This is a genomic window from Parapedobacter sp. GCM10030251, assembly GCF_042666505.1.
Taxonomy (GTDB): Bacteria; Bacteroidota; Bacteroidia; order Sphingobacteriales; family Sphingobacteriaceae; genus Parapedobacter.
The window spans coordinates 128,620-154,826 of record NZ_JBHTDN010000007.1 but is presented as its reverse complement, the minus strand read 5'-3'; the positions used below and the strand labels follow the sequence as shown (position 1 = coordinate 154,826).

29 protein-coding genes are annotated in these 26,207 nt (G+C 47.6%); 16 read left to right on the top strand and 13 right to left on the bottom strand.

The window, feature by feature from the left end:
- Nucleotides 1–133 precede the first annotated feature (133 nt).
- Nucleotides 134–1,243 (top strand): hypothetical protein, encoded by a 1,110-nt coding sequence (locus tag ACFQRK_RS18300; protein WP_379009308.1) that lies wholly within the window; start codon nucleotides 134–136, stop codon nucleotides 1,241–1,243.
- On the opposite strand, the gene ACFQRK_RS18295 is transcribed toward ACFQRK_RS18300, so the two are convergent.
- From ACFQRK_RS18295 to ACFQRK_RS18275, 5 genes are all read right to left on the bottom strand, one after another.
- Nucleotides 1,226–2,236, bottom strand: a complete 1,011-nt coding sequence (locus ACFQRK_RS18295) for a LacI family DNA-binding transcriptional regulator (RefSeq protein WP_379009306.1) — start codon at nucleotides 2,234–2,236, stop codon at nucleotides 1,226–1,228. The genes ACFQRK_RS18300 and ACFQRK_RS18295 overlap by 18 nt on opposite strands.
- 39 nt (nucleotides 2,237–2,275) lie before the next feature.
- On the bottom strand, nucleotides 2,276–3,697 hold the full coding sequence (locus ACFQRK_RS18290; RefSeq protein ID WP_379009304.1) for a S41 family peptidase: 1,422 nt from the start codon (nucleotides 3,695–3,697) through the stop codon (nucleotides 2,276–2,278).
- 63 nt (nucleotides 3,698–3,760) lie between these two features.
- Nucleotides 3,761–4,390, bottom strand: a complete 630-nt coding sequence (locus tag ACFQRK_RS18285; protein ID WP_379009303.1) for an HAD family hydrolase — start codon at nucleotides 4,388–4,390, stop codon at nucleotides 3,761–3,763.
- A gap of 84 nt (nucleotides 4,391–4,474) precedes the next feature.
- Nucleotides 4,475–4,963 carry a hypothetical protein gene (locus tag ACFQRK_RS18280; protein WP_379009301.1) on the bottom strand — a complete coding sequence of 163 codons (489 nt, stop codon included), beginning with the start codon at nucleotides 4,961–4,963 and terminating at the stop codon, nucleotides 4,475–4,477.
- Nucleotides 4,953–5,624, bottom strand: a complete 672-nt coding sequence (locus tag ACFQRK_RS18275; protein ID WP_379009300.1) for an ABC transporter ATP-binding protein — start codon at nucleotides 5,622–5,624, stop codon at nucleotides 4,953–4,955. The genes ACFQRK_RS18280 and ACFQRK_RS18275 overlap by 11 nt, the downstream gene beginning before the upstream one ends.
- 81 nt (nucleotides 5,625–5,705) lie before the next feature.
- On the opposite strand from ACFQRK_RS18275, the gene sucC reads away from it, so the two are divergent.
- The 7 genes from sucC to ACFQRK_RS18240 all read left to right on the top strand — a co-directional run bounded on the left by sucC (nucleotide 5,706) and on the right by ACFQRK_RS18240 (nucleotide 12,065).
- On the top strand, nucleotides 5,706–6,896 hold the full coding sequence (gene sucC / locus ACFQRK_RS18270) for an ADP-forming succinate--CoA ligase subunit beta (protein ID WP_379009298.1): 1,191 nt from the start codon (nucleotides 5,706–5,708) through the stop codon (nucleotides 6,894–6,896).
- A 107-nt stretch (nucleotides 6,897–7,003) separates the two neighbouring features.
- Nucleotides 7,004–8,449 (top strand): asparagine--tRNA ligase, encoded by a 1,446-nt coding sequence (gene asnS / locus ACFQRK_RS18265; protein WP_379009296.1) that lies wholly within the window; start codon nucleotides 7,004–7,006, stop codon nucleotides 8,447–8,449.
- 21 nt (nucleotides 8,450–8,470) lie between these two features.
- Nucleotides 8,471–9,091 (top strand): L-threonylcarbamoyladenylate synthase, encoded by a 621-nt coding sequence (locus ACFQRK_RS18260; RefSeq protein WP_379009294.1) that lies wholly within the window; start codon nucleotides 8,471–8,473, stop codon nucleotides 9,089–9,091.
- Between the two features lie 30 nt (nucleotides 9,092–9,121).
- Entirely contained in the window at nucleotides 9,122–10,294 is a 1,173-nt protein-coding gene (gene nhaA / locus ACFQRK_RS18255) for a Na+/H+ antiporter NhaA (protein ID WP_379009293.1), read from the top strand.
- Nucleotides 10,295–10,421: 127 nt separating this feature from the next.
- Entirely contained in the window at nucleotides 10,422–11,072 is a 651-nt protein-coding gene (locus ACFQRK_RS18250) for a SprT-like domain-containing protein (protein WP_379009292.1), read from the top strand.
- Between the two features lie 62 nt (nucleotides 11,073–11,134).
- On the top strand, nucleotides 11,135–11,569 hold the full coding sequence (locus tag ACFQRK_RS18245; protein WP_379009290.1) for a hypothetical protein: 435 nt from the start codon (nucleotides 11,135–11,137) through the stop codon (nucleotides 11,567–11,569).
- A gap of 67 nt (nucleotides 11,570–11,636) precedes the next feature.
- Nucleotides 11,637–12,065: a CBS domain-containing protein gene (locus tag ACFQRK_RS18240; RefSeq protein ID WP_379009288.1), complete on the top strand. Its 429-nt coding sequence runs from the start codon at nucleotides 11,637–11,639 to the stop codon at nucleotides 12,063–12,065.
- 17 nt (nucleotides 12,066–12,082) lie between these two features.
- Here ACFQRK_RS18240 and ACFQRK_RS18235 read toward each other — a convergent pair whose 3' ends face one another.
- On the bottom strand, nucleotides 12,083–12,301 hold the full coding sequence (locus ACFQRK_RS18235) for a hypothetical protein (protein ID WP_379009286.1): 219 nt from the start codon (nucleotides 12,299–12,301) through the stop codon (nucleotides 12,083–12,085).
- A gap of 166 nt (nucleotides 12,302–12,467) precedes the next feature.
- Here ACFQRK_RS18235 and ACFQRK_RS18230 point away from each other — a divergent pair, with 166 nt between their 5' ends.
- Entirely contained in the window at nucleotides 12,468–12,923 is a 456-nt protein-coding gene (locus tag ACFQRK_RS18230; RefSeq protein ID WP_379009284.1) for a GatB/YqeY domain-containing protein, read from the top strand.
- Nucleotides 12,924–12,980: 57 nt separating this feature from the next.
- Here the strand turns inward: ACFQRK_RS18230 and ACFQRK_RS18225 are convergent, their stop codons facing one another.
- The gene (locus ACFQRK_RS18225) at nucleotides 12,981–13,937 is read right to left on the bottom strand and encodes a GNAT family N-acetyltransferase (RefSeq protein WP_379009283.1); all 957 of its coding nucleotides are present in this window, start codon (nucleotides 13,935–13,937) and stop codon (nucleotides 12,981–12,983) included.
- Nucleotides 13,938–13,941: 4 nt separating this feature from the next.
- On the bottom strand, nucleotides 13,942–14,781 hold the full coding sequence (locus tag ACFQRK_RS18220) for a 1-acyl-sn-glycerol-3-phosphate acyltransferase (protein ID WP_379009281.1): 840 nt from the start codon (nucleotides 14,779–14,781) through the stop codon (nucleotides 13,942–13,944).
- A gap of 198 nt (nucleotides 14,782–14,979) precedes the next feature.
- Here ACFQRK_RS18220 and ACFQRK_RS18215 point away from each other — a divergent pair, with 198 nt between their 5' ends.
- The 7 genes from ACFQRK_RS18215 (at nucleotide 14,980) to ACFQRK_RS18185 (ending at nucleotide 22,279) form a co-directional block, all read left to right on the top strand.
- A complete protein-coding gene (locus tag ACFQRK_RS18215; protein ID WP_379009279.1) occupies nucleotides 14,980–15,705 on the top strand; it encodes a CBS domain-containing protein in 726 nt (241 codons plus the stop codon).
- Nucleotides 15,706–15,709: 4 nt separating this feature from the next.
- Nucleotides 15,710–16,594 carry an NAD kinase gene (locus ACFQRK_RS18210; RefSeq protein WP_379009277.1) on the top strand — a complete coding sequence of 295 codons (885 nt, stop codon included), beginning with the start codon at nucleotides 15,710–15,712 and terminating at the stop codon, nucleotides 16,592–16,594.
- Nucleotides 16,595–16,704: 110 nt separating this feature from the next.
- Entirely contained in the window at nucleotides 16,705–17,526 is an 822-nt protein-coding gene (locus ACFQRK_RS18205) for a DUF6089 family protein (RefSeq protein ID WP_379009275.1), read from the top strand.
- Nucleotides 17,527–17,559: 33 nt separating this feature from the next.
- Entirely contained in the window at nucleotides 17,560–18,303 is a 744-nt protein-coding gene (locus tag ACFQRK_RS18200; RefSeq protein ID WP_379009273.1) for an isoprenyl transferase, read from the top strand.
- A gap of 57 nt (nucleotides 18,304–18,360) precedes the next feature.
- The gene (locus ACFQRK_RS18195; RefSeq protein WP_379009271.1) at nucleotides 18,361–20,916 is read left to right on the top strand and encodes an outer membrane protein assembly factor; all 2,556 of its coding nucleotides are present in this window, start codon (nucleotides 18,361–18,363) and stop codon (nucleotides 20,914–20,916) included.
- Nucleotides 20,917–21,055: 139 nt separating this feature from the next.
- Nucleotides 21,056–21,592: an OmpH family outer membrane protein gene (locus ACFQRK_RS18190; protein WP_379009269.1), complete on the top strand. Its 537-nt coding sequence runs from the start codon at nucleotides 21,056–21,058 to the stop codon at nucleotides 21,590–21,592.
- A 123-nt stretch (nucleotides 21,593–21,715) separates the two neighbouring features.
- A complete protein-coding gene (locus tag ACFQRK_RS18185) occupies nucleotides 21,716–22,279 on the top strand; it encodes an OmpH family outer membrane protein (protein WP_379009267.1) in 564 nt (187 codons plus the stop codon).
- Nucleotides 22,280–22,516: 237 nt separating this feature from the next.
- Here ACFQRK_RS18185 and ACFQRK_RS18180 read toward each other — a convergent pair whose 3' ends face one another.
- The 5 genes from ACFQRK_RS18180 to tilS all read right to left on the bottom strand — a co-directional run bounded on the left by ACFQRK_RS18180 (nucleotide 22,517) and on the right by tilS (nucleotide 26,162).
- Nucleotides 22,517–22,810 (bottom strand): DUF721 domain-containing protein, encoded by a 294-nt coding sequence (locus tag ACFQRK_RS18180; protein WP_379009265.1) that lies wholly within the window; start codon nucleotides 22,808–22,810, stop codon nucleotides 22,517–22,519.
- 7 nt (nucleotides 22,811–22,817) lie between these two features.
- On the bottom strand, nucleotides 22,818–23,918 hold the full coding sequence (gene recF, locus ACFQRK_RS18175) for a DNA replication/repair protein RecF (protein WP_379009263.1): 1,101 nt from the start codon (nucleotides 23,916–23,918) through the stop codon (nucleotides 22,818–22,820).
- A 26-nt stretch (nucleotides 23,919–23,944) separates the two neighbouring features.
- Nucleotides 23,945–24,229, bottom strand: coding sequence for a DUF4834 family protein (locus tag ACFQRK_RS18170; RefSeq protein ID WP_379009262.1), 285 nt, complete (start codon nucleotides 24,227–24,229; stop codon nucleotides 23,945–23,947).
- A 96-nt stretch (nucleotides 24,230–24,325) separates the two neighbouring features.
- Nucleotides 24,326–24,829, bottom strand: a complete 504-nt coding sequence (locus ACFQRK_RS18165) for a hypothetical protein (RefSeq protein ID WP_379009260.1) — start codon at nucleotides 24,827–24,829, stop codon at nucleotides 24,326–24,328.
- A gap of 4 nt (nucleotides 24,830–24,833) precedes the next feature.
- Nucleotides 24,834–26,162 carry a tRNA lysidine(34) synthetase TilS gene (gene tilS, locus ACFQRK_RS18160; protein WP_379009258.1) on the bottom strand — a complete coding sequence of 443 codons (1,329 nt, stop codon included), beginning with the start codon at nucleotides 26,160–26,162 and terminating at the stop codon, nucleotides 24,834–24,836.
- Between the last annotated feature and the right edge of the window lie 45 nt (nucleotides 26,163–26,207).

Below are 26,207 nucleotides of genomic sequence, written 5' to 3'. Positions count from 1 at the left end.
ACCCATAAACCGACAACCCAACCGAACGCCCCAAAAATTAACAAAAACATAACGATCAACAAACGGAGAAACGCCCTTCTAAGCTAAGGCAATTGCTATATTTGCATGGTGTGACCTCACCTAAAAATCTAGCATGGAAACAAAATTTGTAAGTATCCCCAGTGTTATCGAACGACATGACAAGCCTCTGACTCAGCTTACCGCTGCATTGGAAAAACGTATTCAGCTGTTTGAAGCTGGAGCGAGTTTTTTGGTAGGCGACCTCGCATTAACCCAAGGCCAGGTTCCCTACCGAAACATCAATAGTTCGCCATCCGACCTAGACTATCAACTGCTGGCCAAAGCGGGCTTGCTGCTCGCATCCGGCGCCAAATCCGGAGAGTTGGTTATCACAACCGGCTTTCCTTCGGCCGTTTTCGAGTTGTTCAAATTGCAAGCGGAGAAATTCTTTTCCGAACGTGACGTCATTATCGAATACAACAGCGATACGCTCAATGGCGGTGGCCGCAGCCGCGTACAGTTGACTATTTCGCACCTGGAGATAATGCCCGAAATATTGGGGTGTATCAATGCCATCCGCAAGGGTCCGCTGGCCGATGAGGGCAACTTTTTCATTGTAAGTTTGGGCTATGGCACCTGCGAGACGGCACTGAGTACTGCTGAAGGACCGATTGCCCGGACCTGTGTGAGTGTACCCGGGCTAAGACATGCAGTTAATACCCTGTATGACGAGCTTAGCGCCAGTTATTACCTTTCCATGAAAAACGAGCACATGATTAACCAAAGTTTCCAACGCGGAGACATGGTTATCGGGCGCAAGCGTATGAATTTGTTAAATGCAAGAAGTACTCATTTGGCTAGCTATTACCACGAAGTTTTGTCTCCTGCCATCCGAAAAGCGTTTACGGATATTGATTTTGAAAAGGCAGATCGGCTATACTTGGTAGGAGGTGGCGCCCTTTACCCGGAATTGGCGAGCCATTTCCAACAGGAATTTGAAGGCATTCTCGATGTTATCGTTCCGGATGGCGCCGAAAACTTTGCCTCTTTGGGATATTTTCTGCGGTCGGCATTGTGGTGTGGTCCCAATCATGTAGAACGTGCGGTAGGTCTTGACATCGGTAACGCGTACACCGTCCTTTCCACATCTGAAAAACGGGCACCGAAAGAGAACCTGGCGCAGGCGGTTCTGGAATCTACATACCTGATGGGGGAAAAACTTTCGTTATCCGGGATTGACTAATCGCGAATGGAAAATAATTCGCGTAGGCTCAGGTCGTTCAGCACTGTCCATTAGTTTAAAGAGCAACTCAGCAGCTTTCCTGCCCTGGTCTCCGGGAAATTGTTCAATGGATGCCAAAGGCGGATTTTCCATGTATTTCCATAGGGGGTAATTGGCGTAACTTATGAAATGGATATCTTGATTGAGCGCTATTCCTCGCTTACGTACGGCCTTCATTACGTCCAAAGCCACATAGTCGTTGAATGAAATCACGGCCGACGGTCGATCCGGCAATGCCAAGAGCTGCAAAACAGCCGCTTCGTTGCCTTCAGTTGTTAAATCTGTGTTGACCACATATTCTTCTTTAAACGAGATATCATGTTCGGCCAAACCTTTTTTATATGCCTTTTCACGCTCCATACTGGCCGGCAGGAATGCCGGGCCGTTAATCAGTGAAATCGCACGGTGCCCACAGGAAGCAAACCGATCGATGGCCTCCAGCATACCGGTTTCCAAATCGCAATATACTTTATGTATGTGTTCCAGATCCGGCACACAATCAAAGAATACGACGGGAATGCCGGCACTCTCCATCAATTCGATGAAAGGATAGCTTTGTGTATTCTTGCTGATTGACATCAATACACCGTCCACCCGGTGGGTTTTCAGTGTTTGGAGTATGCGCATTTCACGGTCAGCATCGTCCAGTGATTGGCCCATGATCACTGTATAGTTCCGGGCGCTGGCGACATTCTCGATTTCGCTGATGGCAGCAGAGAAAAAAGGTTCGGATAGGCTGGGGAGCACAACCCCTATCGTAAACGTCTTGCGTTGTTTAAAAAAAATCGCTGTTTGATTGGGTTCATAGTTCAATTCGGCAGCAACTTTCTTCACGCGCATTGTCGTGACCAATCCGATACTCGGATGGTCATTCAATGCCCTGGAAACGGTCGAAGGTGAAATCTTCAGCCGTTTAGCGATTTCCTTGATGGTTGCAGGTTTTCCTTCCTTCATGGTAGTGCAAGATACGAATTATCGCCCAAAGTTGTATCGTCAAAAACGATACATCCCTTTGATTCCCCGGCGATCCAGGGCCGTATTCACGGGCCGGGTGTTCGATCCGGTCCGACTTGCCATCGTACTTGCCCGGAGATCGGCTCCGTCGGGAGAAAATCTCCCATTGCCTGCATAATGCAATGCTTCTGCGATCATTTCTTCTTCAGCATCGCCAAAATCTTTCGTGAGATCATCGTAGACCAACTTATCTACCGCCATGCCTGTAAAATAATCACCCTGCCCAACCGCATTGAATGTCTGGAACGAAACTGCATACAGATCAACGCCCAGAATATTCCAGTTGAAGAATCCTACCGGCTTTCCATAGGTGCGGTGTTCACCGATTAACTTTACGTCTATATAGGGAGTCAGGTTGTTAATTAACAACTCACTGGCGGACGCCGTCCCCTCGGTTACCAGAAAATAGATGCGTTTGAGATCGAGCACATTCGGCTTCTGAAAATGTACAGCAGAGAAGTCGATGCGCGCACCGTGCGACCGCAAAAAGTTTTCCAGCCCGGAATTTACTTTGTTTGTATACATCAATCCGTTGGCGACGGACGACGGCGCCAAAAGGTTGGACAGGTATTCGGCGGTCACGACAGCTCCGCCTCCGTTGTAGCGAAGATCCACGATCATTTCCTCAACACCCGCTTCTTCAAATTGCGTGATTAATTGATCCAACTGGCTCTTCACATAGGTTGGGTTACCGCGATCATTGAGCGTAGAGATAAAGATATCAAAAGCAAAATAACCAACCTTTTTATTGCCCACCGTATAGATCCGTCTGGCCAATATGGGCTGCAACTGGTAGTCACTCCGGGTCAAACGAAGTGAAATCTCATCTCCGTCGGGTTTCTTAAGCGACAGATCAATGCTCCCGCCGTCCAGTGCCGTGAAAAGAAAATCGAGATTATCCGCTTCGAGCGATGCCAGCGATAAGTCCGTTCTTCCATTGATACGCAGCACCTGCCATCCACGCTTTACGCCGGCCCGATCAGCAGGGGATCCCACATCTACTTTTTTCACATAAAGATCCGTATCGTTGTTGTAACGGAATTCAAGGCCGAAACTGCCGGCGAGTCCCTGTTGGATTTCGGCATTAACGGTCCCCCAGCGATCTATAAAGCTGAATCGGTCCAAAGCTTCCCCATCGGCGTCTCTCGCGTATGTTTTCAGCGACGCTAACACGGCATCCGCAGAATTGAAGCGACGGGTATTTCCCCTTACATCCGCAAACCAATCGGGCAAATCCTCCTGCCAAAGATAAAACCCGTATGTATACACGTAAACGGAATCTTTTAACAAGTCTTCATCGGTATCCGCCAATTCCGGGCGCTCAAGTTCAGGCATGACCGTATCCTCCGTACAACTGAGTACCGAAAAGGTCAACATCCCTATCAAAATTCTAAACGACATTGCTTTCATCGATCGCGCTTATTCGTTTTTCTGTATTTCATTCCGTCCTACGGAAGCCGGGCTTCATGGATCGGCGTCCACCGTGAGGTCCGTCAAAATTTGCTTTATATCGAGTCTATCCACGCCTACCGTCCCTGCCGACCGATCATCGGAAGCATGCACATGCAGCACGTCCCGCGCTTCCAAGCCATTTTCTGCCAACAGATGAGTCAGCGGTTCCTTTTGCTGACTGATCAATTCTTCCTCAAAATATACTTTGACAAACCGGTCAAGCCCTTCCCATTCCATATGTTGCAATTTATTTAATTGCATGGTAGGATTGCCTCCCGTTAATATAAAGATGCGCTTGCCGTCTTCATGTGCCGCCTGCATCATATCCTTGACAGACTTATAAAGCAATAACTTCAATGGCAGCTTTGCAGAAAGATGCAAACGGTCGAAATGCACTTGGTATTTACCGTCAATACCGAATACTTCCGCCGCTCGTTTAAAAAGCCCCTGTTCTCCGTGGATTGTATATGCCGACTTCAGGAACTCGATCAGGTCTTTAGCAGGCGGCACGGTTTCCGTGTATTCGAGCAAATGGGCAAATACATAATACACCTGCAATACGTAATCCTTTTTAGGGAAAAGTACATCATCAAGTCCGAAAACAAGCGCCTTTTTCTCGGCAGCGACAGTCATGTTGGGCATATACCGATTGGAATTGCAATTAACAGAATGGTTTAACGATATGGTGTTTATTTTTCAGCGGCATTGTTGAGATCGCTTCATGGGTTAATCAGCAATGCAACACAACGCCCATTCCTCCCCCGAGTCGGACGACGTAAAAACCCCTGATAAGCTCTCAAACTGCTGACCCACATTCCCCCCGGCGATGACCCGTCCCCCGGACAATATGGTCAACGGCAGTTCCCTGGACGGGTTCTCGAAGACGGGTAACCCCGCCAGCACCGTCGCCGGAGGCACCCATATATCGACGCCATATTCGGAAAAAAGCTGACGGGCCTCTGCCATCGGATAGAGTTCCTGGGCGCCTAAGGGAATCACCGCAGAAATCTCGCGGTCCAAACATATCTTAAGCACTTCGTGTATAAACGCAGGGGCATTTGCAGGGGGAATTGTCGTGAAATTACCTCCGTTTATTAGCACATATGGTATTTCCTCAGCAGATCCAAACAGCGGAATACATACAGCAGAGAGCTTTTTCGCCACCCGATGGGCAAACGGGCGCATGCCTTGTGTGATTAAAACGTTATGTTTCATGGCGATTCACCGGTTCGATCAATCCGTCTTTAATATGGACAATACGATCGGCAATATTGGCCAGTTCTTCATTGTGCGTCACAACCACAAATGTCTGATTCAATTGGTTCCGCAGATCGACAAACAGCCGGTGCAAGGAAGCGGCATTTTCCGAGTCCAGGTTACCGGAGGGTTCATCGGCAAGAACAATCGATGGATGGTTTACCAGTGCCCGTGCCACCGCTACCCGTTGTTGTTCACCGCCCGACAATTCTCCGGGCTTGTGGCCTGCACGCTGACTTACGCCCAATAGCTCCAGTAATTCCATTGCACGATGTTCCGCTTTTTTTCGACTGTCCTTTCTGATAAAGGCCGGAATGCACACGTTTTCCAGGGCGGTAAATTCGGGAAGCAGGTGGTGGAACTGAAAAACGAACCCGATGTGTTCATTCCGAAACATGCTCAATTGCCTGGTATGGAGTGACCCTACATTCGTCCCGTTTATGACCACTGTACCGCGGTCGGGTCGATCCAACGTTCCGACAATATGCAGCAGGGTGCTTTTGCCTGCACCCGACGCACCGACCAGACTGACAATTTCACCTTTTGAAACATGGAAATCCACCCCTTTCAGAATGGGTAATACGCCGTATGACTTGTAAATGCCAGTTGCTTGCAGCATGCTGCGAAGGTAGGTATTTTTTGGAGGTTTCCCTTGACCATTCCCGATTAAAACCCTACTTTTACGCCAAATTTTTCGCAAATGAACATTCACGAATATCAAGGCAAGCAGATACTAAAGAGTTTCGGCGTACGGGTGCAGGAAGGCATTGTCGCTGAAACGCCCGAGGAAGCTGTGGAAGCAGCCAAAAAGTTGAAGGAAGACTACAACTCGGATTGGGTGGTGGTTAAAGCCCAAATCCATGCCGGAGGCCGTGGTAAAGGCGGCGGCGTGAAGCTAGCCAAAAATCTTGACGAGGTGAAACAACGGGCAACGGACATCATTGGTATGCAATTGGTAACTCCGCAAACCGGCCCTGAAGGCAAAAAGGTAAACAAAGTATTGATTGCGCAGGATGTCTATTACCCCGGCGAAAATGAAACCAAAGAGTTTTATATGAGTGTGCTGCTGGATCGTGGCCGTGGCCGGAACATCATTATGTATTCGACCGAAGGCGGCATGGACATTGAAGAAGTGGCCGAGAAAACACCGCACCTTATTTTCAAGGAGGAAGTTGATCCAAAAGTAGGTCTGCAAGGCTTCCAGGCACGTAAAATTGCGTTTAACCTCGGGCTGAGCGGTGCGGCGTTCAAAGATATGACCAAATTCGTTGCTTCCCTATATAAAGCATATGACGCCACGGATTCTTCGCTGTTTGAAATCAATCCGGTATTGAAGACCTCTGACGACAAGATACTTGCGGTAGATGCCAAAGTAAATCTGGATGAAAACGGCCTGTTTCGCCATTCTGATTACGCCGCAATGCGTGATGTGACCGAAGAAGACCCCACTGAGGTTGAGGCGGGCGAATCCAATCTTAATTACGTAAAACTCGACGGAAATGTGGGTTGTATGGTAAACGGTGCGGGATTGGCAATGGCCACGATGGACATTATCAAATTAGCCGGCGGAGAACCTGCGAACTTCCTCGACGTAGGCGGCACGGCTAATGCCCAGACGGTCAAGGCCGGGTTTAACATCATTTTGAAGGATCCGAACGTAAAAGCCATCTTGATCAATATTTTCGGAGGCATTGTACGTTGTGACCGTGTAGCCCAGGGTGTAATCGACGCTTATCAGGAAATCGGTAATATTCCGGTACCCATCATCGTTCGCCTCCAGGGCACGAATGCCGAAGAGGCCAAACGGCTGATCGACGAATCCGGACTGGAAGTGTATTCTGCGATTCAACTTAAAGAGGCTGCGGACCTGGTGACCAAAGTCCTATCGTAATTTTGACATCGTGAGGTAAGGTTCTAATTTATTCAGCAAAACCTCCAGTTTCGTTGGAGGTTTTTTTGGTTTTGGCAGCACCCGACGACTACAGCTAATCAGAGTATATGAAACATACACGCATAAAAGATTTATTGAACGCAACGGAATACGGACATCAGGTGACCGTAAAAGGATGGGTTAAAACATTCCGGAACAATCAATTTATTGCCATCAACGATGGCTCGACGCTAGGCAATATTCAAGCAGTGGTCGATTTCGCCAATACGGATGAAAGTCTGCTGAAACGGATCACCACTGGTGCGGCGGTAAGCGTTTCGGGCCCGTTGATCGAATCGTTAGGCAAGGGCCAACGGGTGGAGATCAAGGTCGAATCACTGGAAATACTCGGTGATAGCGATCCCGAAAAATTCCCCTTACAACCCAAAAAACACAGCCTCGAATTCCTGCGTGAAATCGCCCACCTTCGTTTTCGCACCAATACATTCAACGCGGTATTCAAGGTGCGTAACGCCTTGTCTTTTGCCATTCATCAGTTCTTTTTTGAACGTGGGTTTGTTTACATACATACCCCAATCATCACCGGATCGGACGCTGAGGGAGCCGGTGAAATGTTCAAGGTAACGACCCTTGACTTTGACGGCACACCCCGGAAACCGGACGGTACGGTGGATTATACGGAAGATTTTTTCGGAAAGTCTACCAACCTGACCGTTTCAGGGCAGCTTGAAGGTGAACTGGCCGCCATGGCGCTGGGCAACATCTACACATTCGGCCCCACATTCCGCGCGGAAAATTCCAATACGACACGCCATCTGGCTGAATTTTGGATGATTGAGCCTGAAATGGCATTCTATGAGCTGGAAGACAACATGGATCTTGCCGAAGAACTTTTAAAATATGTGATCCGGTTTGCGCTCGATCATTGCCCGGACGAAATCGAATTCCTCAAAAACAGGCTGGCTGAAGAGGAAAAGAGCAAGCCCCAAAACGAACGATCTGAAATGGATTTGGTTTCCAAGCTCCATTTCTGCCTGGACAGCCGATTTGAGCGGCTCACTTATACCGAGGCCATCGAGATATTGCGTCAAAGCAAACCCAATCAAAAAAAGCAATTCAAATACCCGATAACGGGTTGGGGGGCTGATCTCCAGTCGGAGCACGAACGCTATCTTGTGGAAAAACACTTCAAAAAGCCTGTTATTCTCATCGATTATCCGGCAGACATTAAATCCTTTTATATGCGGTTAAATGAACCGGATGACCAAGGTAGATTGACGGTCGCCGCCATGGACATCCTGTTTCCCGGCATCGGTGAAATGGTTGGTGGCTCACAACGTGAGGAACGATATGATAAACTGGTAGCACGCATGGAAGAGATGGGTGTTCCCGCCGAAGAGATGGACTGGTTTTTGGACACACGGCGTTTCGGCACAGCTCCGCATTCGGGATTTGGTGTCGGATTTGAACGCTTGGTGTTGTTTGTCACCGGCATGACCAATATACGCGATGTTATTCCGTTCCCTCGTACGCCAAACAATGCGGAATTCTGATGGTTGATAGAAGGGTATACCATGTTATTACGCATTTACGAAGAGAATCCGAATCCGAAAGCCATCCAACAGGTGGTGGAGGTGCTACGCAAGGGCGGCTTGATTATCTATCCCACCGATACCGTTTACGGCTTGGGATGTGACATCAACAACCACCGCGCGATTGAGCAGGTGTGCGCGATCCGGGGGATAAAGCCCGACAAAGCCAATCTCTCATTTATTTGCGACGACCTTACCGGTATTGCCCAGTATACCAAGCCCTTTGATACCGCTACGTTCAGGCTGTTGAAAAAGGCGCTGCCCGGTCCGTTTACGTTTATCTTCAATGCCAGCGGGCAGGTTCCCAAGCTATTAAGCTCAAAGAAAAAAACGGTCGGTATCCGCGTCCCTGACAATAACATCGCCCGCGAAATCGTGAGAGAGCTGGGGAATCCGATTGTATCGGCATCCATTCATGATGACGACGAAATCGTAGAATATTCGACCGATCCGGAACTTATTCATGAAAAGTATCGCGATGACGTTGACCTGGTCATTGATGGCGGGTATGGCGGGAATATTGCTTCGACCATCGTAGACACAACCTCCGGAGATTTCGAAATTGTCCGCGAAGGTAAGGGAGATTTGTCTGTTTTTTTATAAATTAGTGGCTTCTACAAGTCCGGTTTTCCAATGCGTAAACAAATAAAACAGTTTTTCGAGGCCGATTCGGCAAGTGGCATTACGCTATTGCTTTTTCTGGTCATTTCGCTCCTCATTGCCAATTCACCATTAGCCTCCGATTTTGAATCGCTGTTAGCACATAAAGTCGGTTTTGAATCGAGTTCTGTCCACCTAAAATACAGCGTTCTCCATTGGATAAACGACGGATTAATGGCCGTCTTTTTCCTGATGGTCGGCATTGAGATCAAGCAGGAACTGGCGCATGGCCAGCTTTCATCGGCGAGGAAGGCATCGCTTCCTTTCTTTGCTGCACTGGGGGGGATGTTACTGCCCGCCGGCATCTATCTGATATGCAACGCGGGAACCGAGACAGAACACGGCTGGGGCATCCCGATGGCTACCGACATTGCATTTGCGATCGGCATTTTATCTATATTGGGAAAGCGCGTGCCCGTTGCCCTTAAAGTTTTCCTGACGGCGCTGGCAATCGTGGATGATCTGGGAGCAATCTTGGTCATTGCCATTTTTTACACCACCGATTTGGCAGCCAATTACCTGCTGTACGCCTTGGGCATCTTTCTGCTGTTGACATTCATTAACCGGATGGGAGTTAAATCGGTTTGGTTTTACCTCATCCCCGGTGTATTTATTTGGTATTTTATTCACCACTCAGGTATTCATGCAACGATTGCCGGTGTACTTACGGCGTTTGCCATCCCAATCAAGGGAAAAAAAGGCGGCCCCTCTCCCATTCAGCAAGTTGAACATGCGGTAAGCACACCTGTTAATTTTGTCATCATGCCCTTGTTTGCGCTCGCGAATACGAATATCCGATTCGAAAGCGGAATGATAGAAGGTCTCGCCAGTCCGCTTGGACTGGGCATCATTGCCGGATTGTTTGTGGGCAAACCGCTCGGGATTACGTTATTTTCTTGGATTGCTGTAAAACTTCGAATAAGTGAACTTCCCAAAAACACCCGTTGGACGCAGATACTTTCCATAGGCTTGATGGGTGGAATTGGTTTCACCATGTCAATTTTCATCGCGCTGCTTTCCTTTTCCGATCCACATCATCAGACGGAGGCGAAATTTGCCATTTTGGTGGCTTCTGCCCTTTCGGGCGTTATCGGATATTACATCCTTAACCGATTAGGAAGAAAATACCAAAACAGCGACCAGTGAGTACATTGCTGGCAAGAGCGGTCATTAGAAACCCTACGCGGCTCATCCTCGACAAGCCTTGCCAACGATCAGGTAACTAAGTACATTCCGTTAAAAAAGGGAGAAGTAGTCGAAAAAACCGAGGAACATGCCGGATTATAGCGTTCAACTGAGCAAATACATGCCCGTATCCGCGGCACCGATCATCTCACAGTGGATCGTCAATAGCGGATGTCTTTTTCGGATTAGCAAGCATAGATCTTCCAAGTTTGGTGACTACAGGCCACCCTACGGCAAACATGGGCATCGTATATCGGTGAACCACAACCTGAATCCGTATGCATTCCTGATTACGACCATCCACGAATTTGCCCATCTGAAGACGTGGAATAGCTATAAAAATAAAGCAAAGCCGCACGGGAAAGAATGGAAGGCCAATTTTAGACAACTTATGGAACCCTTTATCCGGAACGGCATTTTTCCAGACGACGTCGAAACTGCTTTAGTCCATTACATGAATAATCCAGCGGCGTCCAGCTGTACGGACCTAAGTCTTTTCCGTGTGTTGAAACAACACGACATCCAAAAAAACGGTGCACAAACGGTTGAGAAATTGCCTGAGAACACGATCTTCACACTGAAAAATGGCCGAGTTTTTCAAAGAAAGGAAAAGATCCGGAAGCGGTATCGCTGTGTAGAGCTGCAGACACAACGCATTTACCTTTTCAGTCCGATCGCCGAAGTAACCGTACTGGAATATCCAATTAATTCCGTAAATTTAACACGCCATTCGTCGTAGTGCTAACCAATGCACCGCCGTCGGATGTGTGAGTTTCGCTAACAACAAACAACTAAAAAACTATGTACACCGGGATTAAACACCTACATTCAACATTGGCTTATGTATTATTGGCTGGACTGATCATTTCGATTCTGTATGCGCTTTTTGCGTACCTGCAAAACAAAGGATACAACCGGAAGATGGCGCTTTTGGGACTCATATGCGCACACGTGCAATTTGTAGTCGGGCTCATTGCTTATTTTGTGTCACCTTATGGAATCAACAATGCGTCGTCCGCCGCTATGAAGGACGGCATTGCCCGTCTGTATTTTCTGGAGCACCCCCTTACGATGCTGGTCGCCATTGTGCTGATTACCGTCGGCTATTCAAGGGCCAAAAAACTTTCTCCGTCTAAAAAGCAAAATGCAAGTGTATTGATATTTTACGTTATCGGGCTAATCTTGGTCTTATCCCGCATTCCTTGGCATGCCTGGCCGGCCGGGATGGCAGGCTGAGCCTTTTGTCCTGGGTTAATGGGCCCCATTGATAGTTATTGATAGTAAACATAAATTAAGCAATAACATGAAAACCGTCAAACACATTCTCAGCAACAAACCCTCGGTCGTCTACTCGGCGACACGAGAGGTTTCGGTATTGGAAGCACTTAAAATTATGATGGAGAAAAATATCAGTGCTTTGCTAATTATCGAGAACGGCCTGCTTCAAGGCATTTTTACCGAAAGGGATTATGCACGCAAAATTATCCTACAGGGAAAATCGTCCAAAGATACCCCCTTGCACGAAGTAATGACGCAGAATCCGCATACCATTACGCCGGACGAAGCCATCGATTATTGCATGAAACTGATGACCACCCGTCATTTCCGACACCTGCCGGTCGTGGAAAACGGCTTGGTTATCGGCATGCTTTCAATCGGTGATCTGGTGAAGTACATCATTGAAGACCAACAGCAAACCATCAATCAGTTAGAAAACTACATAAACAGCTAACTGGCCTTCAGCTGCTGTTACTTCATGATCCGAAATACGACACGGAATACAATGAACCAACCGATGGCAAGCAGGATGTTGGAAATGGCAGATAACAATGCTGAGTCTTGTAAGAATCTCAGGAAGGTACCAGCCAAACCGATGGCTACAGCGATGGCTAATGTTACGTAATAATGGGTTTGATTTGCGTTGTTGTCGGTTTTTCTCGGAGGTGTCTTTTCTAATGCAGTTGCCATACAAATAACATTTGATGCCAAAAGTACGAAAAATATCTCAAAAAATCCCAAAATATAGATAAGCCCGAATCGTTTTACCTTAATAGCGTAACTGGCTGCGATCACCTGACTTAAATTGCTATCTTTGACGTCGCAACTCTACGATAGCAAGTAAACACGAAAGACAATGGCGTTACAGGAAAAAATAGACCAGGACATCAAAGCAGCTATGCTGGCCAAGGATCAGGCCCGGCTTCGCGGCTTACGCGCGATCAAAGCAGCCTTGCTGCTAGCGAAAGCCGAAAAGGGACCCACAGAGGCGCTTTCCGAAGATACAGAGGTTAAAGTGCTGCAAAAGCTCGCTAAACAGCGAAAGGAATCAGCTGAGATCTATCAGCAGCAGAACCGGGATGACCTTTATCAGATTGAAATGGAGGAACTGGCGGTAATCGAGAGTTTTTTGCCAAAGCAGCTCAGCCGTGAAGAAATTGAAAGCGTCGTAAGGCAACTCATTTCCGAAACGGGCGCGACGGGCCCCAAAGAAATGGGCAAGGTCATGGGGCTGGCAAACCAGAAATTGGCCGGAAAAGCGGATGGCAAAACCATCTCCGAAATTGCCAAAGCCTTACTAGCCGGAAGTTAACCATCGGATTCAGCTACCGGCCGCTTTTAACCGAACGGCTGATAGCTGACCGGCCTCCTAAATTACTTTTCGGCTTCCGATTTCTTTATCGCGTTCATAGGTAGAAATATGTCGCTCCTTTTTACTTTCGAAGATATCGTCTATCGTGATCATGATTCCGGTTTCTTCCACCGTACCGAACTCATTATTCTGGGCGGTACCGAACGTTTTCATGGTAGAAGAAAGGTTCATATAGGTATTGATCAACGGCGGTATGTTTTCTCCCAATGCCCGAATCCGTCCATTGAGTATCTTATAGCCTTCTTTATACTCCAAGCCGTCAAACAGTTGGTGGAAATTCGAGGCATCCGTAAAATAGCCCAGCGGCTTGATCGGCCAAACCAACCCCTCACTATCGGGAAAATAGTGGTGCATGAAGTAAATTAACAGATCTCTGGCTTCCCGGTTATAATGGGGATACATCGTCACTTTGCCAAATAGGTATTTGACGTCGGGATTGAGCTTCACCACAGCGCCCAGCCCATCCCACAGATTATCGAGTGAGAACAAACCTTTCCGATTATCTTTTCCCGGTTGATATTTAGGTTGCACAAAAGAACGGCCTAACTCAATCGTATACGGCAAATAGTCAGCAATGAATTTGGGTGAGAAATGAAAGTAATGCGCCGTTGACAAATTAATCTCTCCGTGACCGTTAGTACCCACATCCTTACACTTGATTAATCGGTAGCCGGCGATAATTTCCTCATCTTCCGGGTTCCAAGCGATTAGCTGATCATAGGCATCCTCGCACGTATCGTTTTCGTCCAAATCCAAGTCCAATCCCGTACCACCTCCGGCCGCCCGAAAAGTCAGTTCCCTTAATCGTCCGATTTCCTTTACCGTATAGGGAGCATTATGGTGGTTGACCAGGTAAATTTCGTTGTTCCCGTTATTGGTATACCTGACAAACGCCTCTTGAGTAAGCTCCCTTTTTATGAAACTGCGGTCAACAGGTGCTATTATTTCTTGCATATAGTTAGTTTTCAGGAGCTAAGTTATAAACCAATTGTTTCATATGCCCAGCCCACTCCTTTTCACTTTTGGAGGCGTCAAAATAAGTATAAGAAATTGGTTTTCCTATACATATGGTCACTTTTTTGTTTCTCTGTGCAAACATTTCATCCGGAAGATAAAACATTTCGATGTTCGGTTTGATACCAATAAATTCCCTGAAACGGGCGAAGTTATAAAAAAAACGGGAATTTCTTCCGTCGATATAAACGGGTACAATGTCTTTCCCATATTTTTTTGCCTTGCTGATGAAGCTTTTTTTCCATTCCAGGTCTTCGATCTTGCCGTGGCGTTTGCGGGATACCAGGCCGGCAGGAAATACCAACAGCGCATGATCCTGGGCATACGCCTCTTCAATTTGCTCCATTCCTCTCCGGCCTTGTGTACCGTGCTTATTCACCCCGACAAACAAGGGTTCCAAATTTTTGATATTCAATAAAATATCGTTAACTATGAATTTAATATCCCGTCGATATTTGCCCAGTGCATGCATAAACGCTATACCGTCCAAGCCGCCTAATGGATGGTTAGAGGCAAAAATCACGCCCCCCGCCCCCGGGATATTTTCTTCGCCCCGAAGTTCGACAATGACCCCTAGCTCACCGATCAACCCGTCGACAAAATCCAGTCCCTGCAGGTGTCCGATGTTGGCCATTACCTGATTGATATCCTCTTCATGCACGACCCGCTCGATATAGCGCAACAGAAAGCGGGGCATCCACCGGAGAAGTTGCGGATTTTTCTTACGAATTACTTCCCGAATAATGATATATTTATCCTTGTCTTCCAAAATTAGCCTGTGCAATAATCCGCCTTTTATAACCTGCTGTGCCCTGTTAGGCGATCAGCAGCCAAAAGTAGTAAAAGTTCGCGTATTGTCATTCCTTTGTTTAATTACTTCAAAAATTGACCAATGTGCGAAAAAAAAAGCAAAATAGTCGCGGTTATCAACAAAACCGACTAATTTTGACAAGCGAAGTGAAGTTGGGGGCAACACAAAAATTTGAATAGATTAAACGATCGCGCATTTTATTCGTTTAATATAAAAAGAGCTTGGAGAGCAGTCATGAATATCGGTCAGGTCATCATCGACGACATTTACGCAATCAATCCGACGGATAGCGTCCGCTATACGCTCGACAGGATGGTTGATCTGCGGTTGACCCAACTGCCCGTGGTGAAAAATAACCTGTTCCTCGGATCGGTGACTTATGAATCCCTGGCAGGTCTTGCAAATGCCGACCAATCCCTTGAATACGCTGATGTTGTATATCAACAAATCCACATCTACGGAACCCAGCATATTTTTGACGCCATGCTTTTTTTTCAGATTTACCAACTTGATCTGCTGGCAGTGGTCGACGAACAGCATGCTTACCTGGGAGCCGTTACCCCATTGGAATTAGTAAACACATTGAGTCAAACGATGTCCCTTCATCAGCCGGGCGGCATTATTGTGCTGGAAATGGGATACCGTGACAATGCGCTTTCACACATTGCCCATATTGTTGAGTCTGACAACGCACAGATCCTGAACTCCTATGTACAAACTTTTTCAGATTCCTCCCGGTTGGAGGTCACAATTAAAATCAATAAATCGAATATTTCATCCATCGTATCTTCGTTTTTACGTCATGATTATACGGTCAAGGCTACCTACAACGACGAAAATAGCCGCGACAACTCGCGCGACCGCTATGAGCAACTGATGAACTATATCAACATGTAATACTATGAAGATAGCGGTCTACGGACGGGAATTTCAGCCCTCGGTCATTCCCTATGTGCAGCACTTATTTGATTTATTGATTGCGAAGGATGCAGAACTGTGGATCTATGAAGATTTCCGACAGTCTCTGCGGCAGCAGGTTGCCTTTTCGGAAGAACTTAACAGTTATACGAATCGCAGTGAACTGCCGGATGACATCGGATTTATGCTAAGCCTGGGCGGTGATGGTACCATGCTGGCTGCCGTGGCCATCGTGGGCGATTCGGGTATTCCGGTGGCAGGCGTCAATTTCGGCAGGCTCGGCTTTCTGGCAGATATCAACAAAGACGCGATCGACCCTGCGATGGAAGCGATTTTCCGGGGTGAATACAACATCCAGAAGCGGACCTTGTTAACCGTACGATCCGAGCAGATGACACTCTTTAGCGGCAATCCGTTTGCATTAAATGATATTACCCTGTTCAAGAGCGACAGCTCAGCAATGATTACGGTTAATGCGTATCTGAATGGTGAACTATTGAACGCCTACTGGGCGGATGGGATTATCGTCGCAACACCGACCGGATCCACCGCCTATTCATTAAGCTGTGGCGGTCCCATTATTGTGCCCGGCAGCGGCAATTTCGTCATCACGCCCATTTCACCGCATAACCTTAATGTGAGGCCGGTTGTTATTTCGGACGACATGGAGCTGGATCTGGAAATCGAAAGCCGAAGCGGCAAGTTTTTGCTGTCGTGCGATTCGCAGACGACCTCCGTTTCCACGGATATCCGTCTCAAAATCAGCCGAGCCCACTACCAAGTAAACCTTTTACGGCTAAAAGATTATCGTTATTTTTCAAATCTACGCAACAAATTGCTCTGGGGGCTCGATGCCCGGAATTATTGATGGAACACAACGCGGGGACGGAACGCCTGCACCGCCGATTTACACGGAGGTCTTTACACGTAAACGAAAATAGCTATCTTTACCCCTTTGTATTATAGACAACCCATAAGGTGCTTCGAGGACTTCTGACGTTAATCATCGTTTTCCAACTCACAAATACCCACGCGCAGGAGTGGGAATTGGGCTTACAGGGCGGGGCTTCGGGGTATATGGGCGACCTGAATCCGGAAAATCCACTGGCGTTCAACGATTGGGCGGCAGGAGCGTTTGTGAAGTACAATTTCAATCATACGTGGGGTTTGCGCGCCAACGTAGCCCAAGCCAATTTATTTGCGTACGATGGAGATTCCCGTTTTGAACAACGGCGAGAACGCAACCTAGGCTTCTTTGGCCCGGTGAAAGAAGCGGCGTTGCTGGTAGATTTCAATTTCTTTAAATGGCTGCCCCAGCGTGGAAGGATTGTCTATACGCCTTATATTTTTGGAGGAATCGGGGGCATACAATTCGAACCGAAATGGTACCGTCCCTATGTCGCCGGCGAAACTCCGCAAAAGGTAAACCTACGTTCCGTCCAAACGGAGTACGATGCAAACGACAATCCCTCGCCTTACGAAAAATTCGCGATCTCCCTCCCGTTTGGAGCGGGCTTCAAGTATAACCTGCGGGGGTCGTGGTCAATCGGTATCGAGTTGGCCTATCGGTTGACCTTCACAGACTACCTTGACGACGTCAGCGGGAACTACCCGATGTCGCCTCCTCCCCTGCCGGTCGATTTGACCGTAAGCGACTGGCGTTATTTAGCCTACCGGGATGCGGCTTCGGCCGTTCCGGGCTCGCAGCGCGGCGACGGCCGCCCTTACGATTCATTTATGACGGTAGGGGTCACGCTTTCCTACACGATCTTTAAAGGAGGATGCCCGGAGTGGCGATAAATTTTTTCTGTTAACTTTGCACAAAATTCTTCGATGGATATCAAGGAAACGATAGATAAAGCCCGGCTGCCCCAACACATTGCCATCATTATGGACGGCAATGGCCGATGGGCAAAAGAGCGGGGCAAATTGCGCGTGTTTGGTCACCAAAGCGGTGTGGCAGCGGTTCGAGATACGGTTGAAGGAGCGGTAGAAATCGGCGTTAAATACCTCACGCTTTATGCCTTTTCCACAGAAAACTGGAACCGGCCGAAACTGGAAGTATCTGCACTCATGGAACTTTTGGTGAACACTATCAATAAGGAAACAAAAACCCTTATGGATAATGGCGTGAAGCTCAACGCCATAGGCAGCCTCGATAAGCTACCCACCAGATGCCATGATCGATTATTTGAAGCCATCGAAAAAACATCCGGCAACGGGAACTGTACGCTGACACTCGCCCTAAGTTATAGCGCCCGCTGGGAAATCACGGAGGCGGCTCGTAAGCTCGCCCGGGAGGTCGCACAGGGCCGGCTCCTTCCCGATGAGATCGACGAGAGCAGATTTGCCCAGTGCCTTGAAACCCACGATATGCCCGATCCTGAGCTCATGATCCGAACCAGTGGCGAGCAGCGGATCAGCAATTACCTTCTGTGGCAATTGGCATATGCCGAATTATATTTTACCGATAAAATGTGGCCGGAATTCAGACGGACCGACTTATTTGAGGCTATCCTCGCCTATCAGCGACGCGAGCGCCGATTCGGATTAACAAGCGAGCAATTGGCAAAATAACCTTTTAACAAAAATTAACAACTGTTTGACGTACTTTAGCGGCGATAAATTAGATAGATGAAGCGGACACTCTTTTTTGTACTCATTACCCTATTAACGGCGGGGGCGTCCCTCGCCCAACAACGCGGGATACCAGTGGATGATTCAGACGAATTCAGTTACCTCAATCCCCAGAATTACATCATCGGAGGGGTAACGGTCAGCGGCACGGAATACCTTGACAACGATGTGCTCATTACCATTTCCAAATTGGTTGTGGGGTCACGCATTGAGGTTCCCAGCGATGCAACCTCGAGCGTGGTGAAAAATCTCATGTCCCAGGGTCTATTTGATGAAGTAGAACTCTACGCCGATGCCATAAAAGGGGATTCCATCTTCTTCAATATCCACGTAGTGGAACGTCCGCGCCTTACCCGAATCGACATCGAAGGCCTCAATAAAACCCAAACCGAGGAGGTACGCAAAAAACTCAATGAAAATACGGGTAAAATTGTCAACGAGAACCTGATGAATACCACGCGGAATACCATTACCCGTTACTTGAGTGAAAAGGGATATCTGTATCCCGAGATCACGATGGCACCGGTAAAAGATTCTGCCCAGGTTAACAACCAGATTCTGGTTGTTAACGTAGATAAGAACCGGAAAGTACGCGCACACCGCATCAATTTCACCGGCAACGAAGATTTTTCTCAACACCAGCTCCGCAAATTTTTCAAGGGCGTCAGGCAGCGTACCTGGTGGCGGATTACCGGGCCGGGCAAATTCAAGGAAGATAAATACAAAGAAGCCAAAGAAAAACTGATTGCCAAAATGCACGAGCGTGGGTATCGGGATGCCGAAATTCTGCGGGACACATTTTACAAGTACAACAACCGCAACGTCATCGTCGATATCGACTTATACGAAGGATCAAAATACTATTTTGGCAATATCACTTGGCAGGGAAATGCCAAATACTCCGACTCGTTGCTGAACGTCATCCTGGGTATCCAGAAGGGTGAAGTGTTCAGCGAGGAAAAGCTGAACACCAAGCTGATGGGACCAACCCGCAACAGCGATGATGTGTCTTCCCTTTACCTCAACGACGGTTACCTGACGTTTACGGTGGATCCGGTGCAGACGAAGATTTATAACGACACCATCGATTTGGACCTGCGTATCTACGAGGGTGCCCAATTTACGGTGAACAATATCATTTTGAAGGGCAACGATGTGACTAATGACCGGGTATTGCTCCGGTCTATCCACACCAAGCCCGGGCAAAAATTTTCGAAAGAGCTGTTAATGCGGAGCACACGGGAAATCGCACAGCTCGGTAATTTTGACGAACAAAAAACCAATCCGGTCCCCACGAATCTTAACCACTCAGACGGAACGGTCGATATCGAATACAATGTGGTAGAAAAACCTTCCGACCAAGTGGAGCTTTCCGGAGGATTTGGTGCGGGGCAGGTCATCGGTACACTGGGACTTTCGTTCAACAATTTTTCGACCCGCAATCTTTTCGATAAGAGTGCCTGGAAGCCATTGCCAAGAGGCGATGGCCAGAAGCTGAGCCTCCGCGGACAAACCAGCGGTAAGCGATACCAATCCTATAGCTTCTCGTTCTCTGAACCGTGGTTGGGTGGCAAGAAGCCGATTTATTTCGGGGTAAGTGCGTATACATCGTCTTCATCGTTCGGTGGGTTCGATTACTGGACCGGACGCCAGATAGCAGCCGATAAGGATCTGAACCGCATCTGGATGAACGGTGTGACCGTCAGTTTGGGTAAGCGGCTGCAATGGCCTGATAACTGGTTTCAGCTGAACTACTCACTGGGTTTCCAGCAATATAAATTGCAGAACTACCCGGGATTCCTGTTTGAAAACGGAACATCCTACAACATCAACCTTACACAGGAAATCAGCCGTAACTCGGTGGATGCTCCCATTTATCCGACGTCGGGATCGCACATTCGGCTCACCATCCAGGTGACCCCTCCCTATTCGTCATTTAATAACGTCAACTATCCGACGGCACCCAACGAGGAGCGCTATAAGTGGACGGAATACCACAAATGGAAATTCGATTCCCAATGGTTTACCCGGATTACCGGCAAGTTGGTGCTGAAAGCACAGGCGCAGTTTGGTTTCCTCGGCACCTACAATAGTGTTACAGGGCAGTCGGCATTTGAACGATTCAAACTAGGCGGGGACGGCATGATGGGCTTTGACTTTCTTCAGGGTTCGGAAATCATCGCGATGCGGGGGTATGCCAACGGAATGGTCATTCCCGACGGAGCAGATGTCAACATCGCCCGAAATTCGGGTAGTCCCATTTACAATAAATACCAACTGGAACTCCGGCACCCGGTTATGCTGAATGACCAGGCTACCGTATTCGTGTTGGCGTTTGCCGAAGGTGGTAACACCTGGAATAACTTCCGTGACTTCAACCCGTTCAAGGTTCGTCGTTCTGTGGGTGTGGGTGCGCGTATCTTCCTACCGATCTTCGGTCTGTTAGGTATAGACTATGGGCACGCGTTCGACCCCATACCGGGAGTACCTTCTAGCCAGTGGAGGCAGAACTTCACGTTCAGCATCATGCAACAAATGGGCGGATTTAACTAATGGGAACGTGCTATGTCCATATCTGACATCAATGTCTAAAACACAGGTTCCATTCGCATTAAAAGAAATTATTTCGAATGAAAAAATGGAATTACTTTTGTAGCAGTATTCCAGTTATTAAAAACGTAATAAAATGACCATGAAAAGAATAATAGGTATAATAGTATTGTCGGTAGTGGCGTCTTCTGCGACATTTGCACAACGGTTTGCCTATGTGGATACCGAATACGTCTTAAAACATATTCCCGAATACCTGGCCGCCCAAAAGCAGCTTGACGCTTTGTCGGTACAATGGCAGGAAGAGGTGGATAACCGTTTTGCGGAAATTGAAAAACTCTATAAGTCTTATCAAGAAGACCAGGTACTGCTTAGTGAAGAGATGCGCCGGAAACGGGAAGACGAAATTGTACTCAAAGAACGTGAGGCCAAAGAATTCCAACGCCAGAAGTTCGGGTTCGAGGGCGATCTTTTTAACGAACGTGTTAAACTGGTTAAACCCATACAAGACCGGGTGGCACAAGCCATCCAGGCGATTGCGACCGACCAAAGTTTAGATATCATCCTTGACAAGGGCAGTGAGGTTACTTTTCTCTATGCCAACCCGAGGCTGGACAAAAGCAATGATGTCATCACGCGATTGGGATACAAACCCGATCCGTCACTTGCAGAAAATTGATTCATTTTGTATCATTGCGCTGCTTTAATCTAGGAACTATTAGCTTACGAATAAAAACTGTATAATTCACAAGTATGGGGTATGGGACTGCCCCCACAAACAAGAAAAATCAAAATGAATAGCATGAAAAATTTGTTAAAAGGTGTAGGGATGGTTGCGGTGCTGTTTTTATCAACCGAACTCGTTAGCGCGCAGCAGAAAATCGGCCATGTCAATTCGAATGACATCATTCAAGCCATGCCGGAATTCAAAACTGCTCAAACGGAATTTGAAAACCTTCAAAAGACCAAGGAAGGCGAATTGCAACAAATGGGAACCGAGCATGATAAAAAACTTACCGAAGCTCAAAATCTGCAACGTAACCGTAGCGAAGCCAATAAAGATTCGATAGATGCCCAATTACAGAAACTGGGCACGGAACTGCAGGAAATTCAACGTCGGATCCAAGAGGTACAACAAGTTGCCCAGCAGGAACTTCAGACCAAGCAGGAAGAGCTGTTCGCACCGATATTCCAGAAAGCGAATACCGCTGTGCAAAGCGTTGCAAAAGAAAAGGGATATGCATATGTATTTGACATCGCCAACTCGGCCATCCCTTATTTTGCAGGGGGCGACGACCTGACGGCCGATGTAAAAACGAAGTTGGGCATCACATCCACAACTCCAGCGGCTACCCCGTCAAAGTAATCCCAAGAATCACGATAAGATAAGAAAGGCTGTCTCGTAGCACATACGAGGCAGCCTTTTTGGTTCAGCCGGTAAGCCCAAAAAACCGGTCCCTATAAAGTCGGGCGAAATAAGCCACCTATGAACGTGTCGGCCGGCCTCTGCGAGGTACATAACGGGTACGGAAGACGTGCGTATCGGGCGCAGGCAGATGCCATATGAATGCCCAGGCGGTCCTGTGCTTAGCACCCGGCTAATTCACAGTATCACCAACTCTTCAATCACCACCTGTCCAACGTGTTCGTTCATACGCCCGATAATCTGAGAGCGCATCAATAATAACTCGTGCTTGATGACCGACGATTCCACTTTGACAAACAGCTTTTTGTCACGGATATAGAGCTGCTTGGTGCGGTTGGCAATTGCGTTTCCCATCAATTGCGGCCAAGCGGATATCAATGCGGTTTCGTCAAACTTACGCCGTAATTTGTATACGTCGAGCATCTTTTCGATCGCCTCTTTAATCGTGATATCATTTCCCCTGCTGCCCATGTTCAAATTAGCTTACGGTGCCACGATTGATACTAAACACCTGCACCCTTCGGTTTATTTCTTCAAAGATACGATTTATCCGGACGGCATCCGTATCCGTAAGAAATATCTGTCCAAAATCATCAGCAGATACCATCTGCATCAGTTTGCGCGTACGATTCTCATCCAATTTATCAAAGATGTCATCCAGCAACAACAAGGGTTTGAATCCTTTTTGCTGATGCAGGAAACTATATTGTGCCAGTTTAAGTGCAATCAGAAAAGATTTTTGCTGCCCCTGGGATCCAAACTTCTTAAGCGGCATGTCATGGTGGATGGAAAATTGCAAGTCGTCTTTGTGGATGCCTACGGTGGTGCGTTCCAACGCTCTATCCCGATCCAGGTGTGTCCTTAGCAGCTCGGCAAAATTCTCGTTAGTCAGTTGGGATTCATAAGCCAACGACACTTGTTCGGCGGTTTCTGTCAGAAAGAGGTAATGCCTGTTAAACTCAGGAATGAATGCCTCCATGAAAGATTGCCGCTTTTCAAAAATGGGAACGCCTGTTTCCACCAACTGGGTATCCAGCACCTCCATCAGCCCTTTGTCCAGCCCCCCACCCCGGGCCGACTGTTTCAACAGGCTATTTCGTTGCACCAGGCAGCGGTTATAGGCAATTAACCGATCAAGGTAATGAAGGTCGGTCTGTGAGATTACGTTGTCGATGAAGCGACGGCGCTCCTCACTCCCATCGGTTACAATCGTCGAATCATTAGGTGAAATCATCACCAGCGGAAAATGGCCAATGTGGTCGGCGAGCCGGGAATATTCCTTCTTGTTTCTTTTGAATTGCTTTTTCTGGTTACGTTTCAGGCTGCAGGCAACGAGGTCAGTCTGGCCGTCTCTGTCAAATTCTCCCTGCACCATAAACCAGTCTTCCCCTTGCTTGATTTGCTGGGAATCTACCGGATTGAAATAACTTTTACACAGTGAAAGATAATGAATGGCATCCAGCAGGTTGGTTTTTCCCGCGCCGTTATCACCCGTAAATGCAATTACCTCCAGAGCAAAATTGAGCGTGGCCTCCGTATAATTTTTGAAATTAAGAACCGATAATTTTCTCAGCCACATACCTGCAAAGGTAAGGTTTTTGCTGGCTATTTGGCAGACGACTTGATTTCTTCAAACTCTACAAACTCACCTGCCTTCTTCGCCCCTTTGGTCTGGTTTTGTGGCGGGACATAATCGATGCGTATTTTACCATCCGGCTGACGTGGACGGCCATTATTATAGGGCGCATTCCGGTGTTGGTATTGCTGCTGTGCGTCGCCCATTACTTTTTGAGCCATCTTACGCATTGCCCAAGGGAGGACAAGCCGGAAGATTAGACGCACCAACCATAAGACGGTGATTGCTATAAATAAAAACTTCAGTAATCCCATACGTACACAAACATACATAAAAAAAGGATAAGCAAATTGCTTGTAACCTTTTTTTTGCCAACTTTAACGGTCGGCTGACAATCCGTTTTACCCCGGTTATTTCGTGGAGCCTCCATCCGACCTACCCTTGGCTTTTAGGATGGCCTGTTGGAATTCTACCTGTCGCTGTGTTCCGATGATGTATACCAGCCCATCCCGGTCAGTCAACCACACGGCGTCTTTCCCCCCTGCATAAAATTTAATCCGCCCCTTTTGGTGCAGATTGTATACCGGGTTATTAATAAAAAACTTACTATAGGGTTTACATTCAACCTTAATAATGCTATTCAAATCAATCTTAACCAAGCGCGTCGTCCATAAACCGCTTAACTTGACGTTTCCCTGCTCTACCGTAATCCGGTATTGAAGCATGTACATCATTACGATAGAGACAAATATGATTGCACTTCCGACCAACAGGAATAATTGGCTCTCACTTTCCCGTTCGATATTGATGTAATAGGCGACAAAGCAAAATAACGCCAATACCAGTCGCACACTCACCCAACCGCGATCACGCCCTAGATATTGGTTTTCAATGTATATCGGTTTTTCTCCCATAGGCCTAAAAACATGCTAAGGTAAGCACTTTTTTCGTTTTGCCCGTAATTTTATAACGATCATCCATCCGATGCGGAACCACCCAGAGGATGTCACCATTACCGTTTATCACCACCGGTACGGAATGCTTGCGGTAAACCGGGATTTTTAGGGAAACGAATAAATCGCTCAATTTCTTATTCCCTTTCATCCCCAAGGGCCGGAAGGTGTCTCCTTCCATCCAGCCGCGGATTGTCAACGGGAATACGATTTTATCCGCATCGAATTGCGCGGTTTTGGCATCTACGTTGATATCTGCATCCGACGACAGGTGAGATTCAAAGCGAAATCCCCCCCATTGCACACGGCTTTCTATTTTTTCCATTAAAACAGTCGCTTCTTTTATAGCCTTCATTGAGGTGAGCACCAATTCGCCACGGTCCATAAACAATACATGTGAAGGTGACGTAAATTGCCTACCCGGGATACCGTTCAAGCTGCTAGCCAAATCGCCTAATACCGCTTCGGTAAACCCGAACGGTTTAAACAGTTCATATAGCAGGAATTGTTGTGGATCTAACGTGACCAAACCGTCAACAGGGATGTGCCATTCCCCTTTGTTCTGCTCATGAAAAAGTTGGGCTCTCAGTCGTGCTATATAGTGTTGTATTACTGTGTAAGCATCGGAAAAGTGGGCCATATTCTTGGCCAGCGTCACCTCCAGGTAGGGATTGAGTTCCTTCAGCTTGGGGATGACCTCCATGCGGATCTTGTTGCGGGCATATTTCGTGGAAAAATTGGACGCATCGTCCCGGTATTCCAGCTTATGTTGCTGCACGTACTTCTCGATTTCATCGGCGTTGAGGAAGAGCAGCGGACGGATTATACGCCCCCGTCTTGGCTGTATACCCCGCAAGCCGGCCAATCCGGTACCCCTTACGAGATTAAGCATCAGCGTTTCCACGTGGTCATTTCGGTGTTGAGCTACCGCAATATAATCGTAACCCTGCGATACACGTATGGTCTCGAACCACGCATACCGTAATTCGCGGGCAGCCATTTGGATGGAGATTCCCTGCCTACGAGCATGCGACGCGGTATTGAAACGGGTAACATAAAAGGGCACATCCAACGATTTTGCCAGCTGATACACAAGGGCTTCGTCGGCATCCGAGGCAGCGCCCCTCAACCCGAAGTTACAATGCGCAATCCCAACTGAATAGCCAGACTCAGCAAACAGCCTCGTCATCATGACCGAATCCTTTCCCCCACTCACGGCCAATAACAAACGCTCGTGCGGCTGGCACAGTGCTTGCTCATGAAGATACCGGATGAATCGCTCCATTACGCTCATATGGCCAAAGGTACGTGTTATCCAACAAAAAAGTCATCCATATAA

Coding starts and splice junctions, on each gene's coding strand:
- ACFQRK_RS18300 (WP_379009308.1), top strand. CDS start 134: ATGGAAACAAAATTTGTAAGTATCCCCAGTGTTATCGAACGACATGAC.
- ACFQRK_RS18295 (WP_379009306.1), bottom strand. CDS start 2,236: ATGAAGGAAGGAAAACCTGCAACCATCAAGGAAATCGCTAAACGGCTG.
- ACFQRK_RS18290 (WP_379009304.1), bottom strand. CDS start 3,697: ATGTCGTTTAGAATTTTGATAGGGATGTTGACCTTTTCGGTACTCAGT.
- ACFQRK_RS18285 (WP_379009303.1), bottom strand. CDS start 4,390: ATGCCCAACATGACTGTCGCTGCCGAGAAAAAGGCGCTTGTTTTCGGA.
- ACFQRK_RS18280 (WP_379009301.1), bottom strand. CDS start 4,963: ATGAAACATAACGTTTTAATCACACAAGGCATGCGCCCGTTTGCCCAT.
- ACFQRK_RS18275 (WP_379009300.1), bottom strand. CDS start 5,624: ATGCTGCAAGCAACTGGCATTTACAAGTCATACGGCGTATTACCCATT.
- sucC (WP_379009298.1), top strand. CDS start 5,706: ATGAACATTCACGAATATCAAGGCAAGCAGATACTAAAGAGTTTCGGC.
- asnS (WP_379009296.1), top strand. CDS start 7,004: ATGAAACATACACGCATAAAAGATTTATTGAACGCAACGGAATACGGA.
- ACFQRK_RS18260 (WP_379009294.1), top strand. CDS start 8,471: ATGTTATTACGCATTTACGAAGAGAATCCGAATCCGAAAGCCATCCAA.
- nhaA (WP_379009293.1), top strand. CDS start 9,122: ATGCGTAAACAAATAAAACAGTTTTTCGAGGCCGATTCGGCAAGTGGC.
- ACFQRK_RS18250 (WP_379009292.1), top strand. CDS start 10,422: ATGCCGGATTATAGCGTTCAACTGAGCAAATACATGCCCGTATCCGCG.
- ACFQRK_RS18245 (WP_379009290.1), top strand. CDS start 11,135: ATGTACACCGGGATTAAACACCTACATTCAACATTGGCTTATGTATTA.
- ACFQRK_RS18240 (WP_379009288.1), top strand. CDS start 11,637: ATGAAAACCGTCAAACACATTCTCAGCAACAAACCCTCGGTCGTCTAC.
- ACFQRK_RS18235 (WP_379009286.1), bottom strand. CDS start 12,301: ATGGCAACTGCATTAGAAAAGACACCTCCGAGAAAAACCGACAACAAC.
- ACFQRK_RS18230 (WP_379009284.1), top strand. CDS start 12,468: ATGGCGTTACAGGAAAAAATAGACCAGGACATCAAAGCAGCTATGCTG.
- ACFQRK_RS18225 (WP_379009283.1), bottom strand. CDS start 13,937: ATGCAAGAAATAATAGCACCTGTTGACCGCAGTTTCATAAAAAGGGAG.
- ACFQRK_RS18210 (WP_379009277.1), top strand. CDS start 15,710: ATGAAGATAGCGGTCTACGGACGGGAATTTCAGCCCTCGGTCATTCCC.
- ACFQRK_RS18200 (WP_379009273.1), top strand. CDS start 17,560: ATGGATATCAAGGAAACGATAGATAAAGCCCGGCTGCCCCAACACATT.
- ACFQRK_RS18195 (WP_379009271.1), top strand. CDS start 18,361: ATGAAGCGGACACTCTTTTTTGTACTCATTACCCTATTAACGGCGGGG.
- ACFQRK_RS18190 (WP_379009269.1), top strand. CDS start 21,056: ATGAAAAGAATAATAGGTATAATAGTATTGTCGGTAGTGGCGTCTTCT.
- ACFQRK_RS18185 (WP_379009267.1), top strand. CDS start 21,716: ATGAAAAATTTGTTAAAAGGTGTAGGGATGGTTGCGGTGCTGTTTTTA.
- ACFQRK_RS18180 (WP_379009265.1), bottom strand. CDS start 22,810: ATGGGCAGCAGGGGAAATGATATCACGATTAAAGAGGCGATCGAAAAG.
- recF (WP_379009263.1), bottom strand. CDS start 23,918: ATGTGGCTGAGAAAATTATCGGTTCTTAATTTCAAAAATTATACGGAG.
- ACFQRK_RS18170 (WP_379009262.1), bottom strand. CDS start 24,229: ATGGGATTACTGAAGTTTTTATTTATAGCAATCACCGTCTTATGGTTG.
- ACFQRK_RS18165 (WP_379009260.1), bottom strand. CDS start 24,829: ATGGGAGAAAAACCGATATACATTGAAAACCAATATCTAGGGCGTGAT.
- tilS (WP_379009258.1), bottom strand. CDS start 26,162: ATGAGCGTAATGGAGCGATTCATCCGGTATCTTCATGAGCAAGCACTG.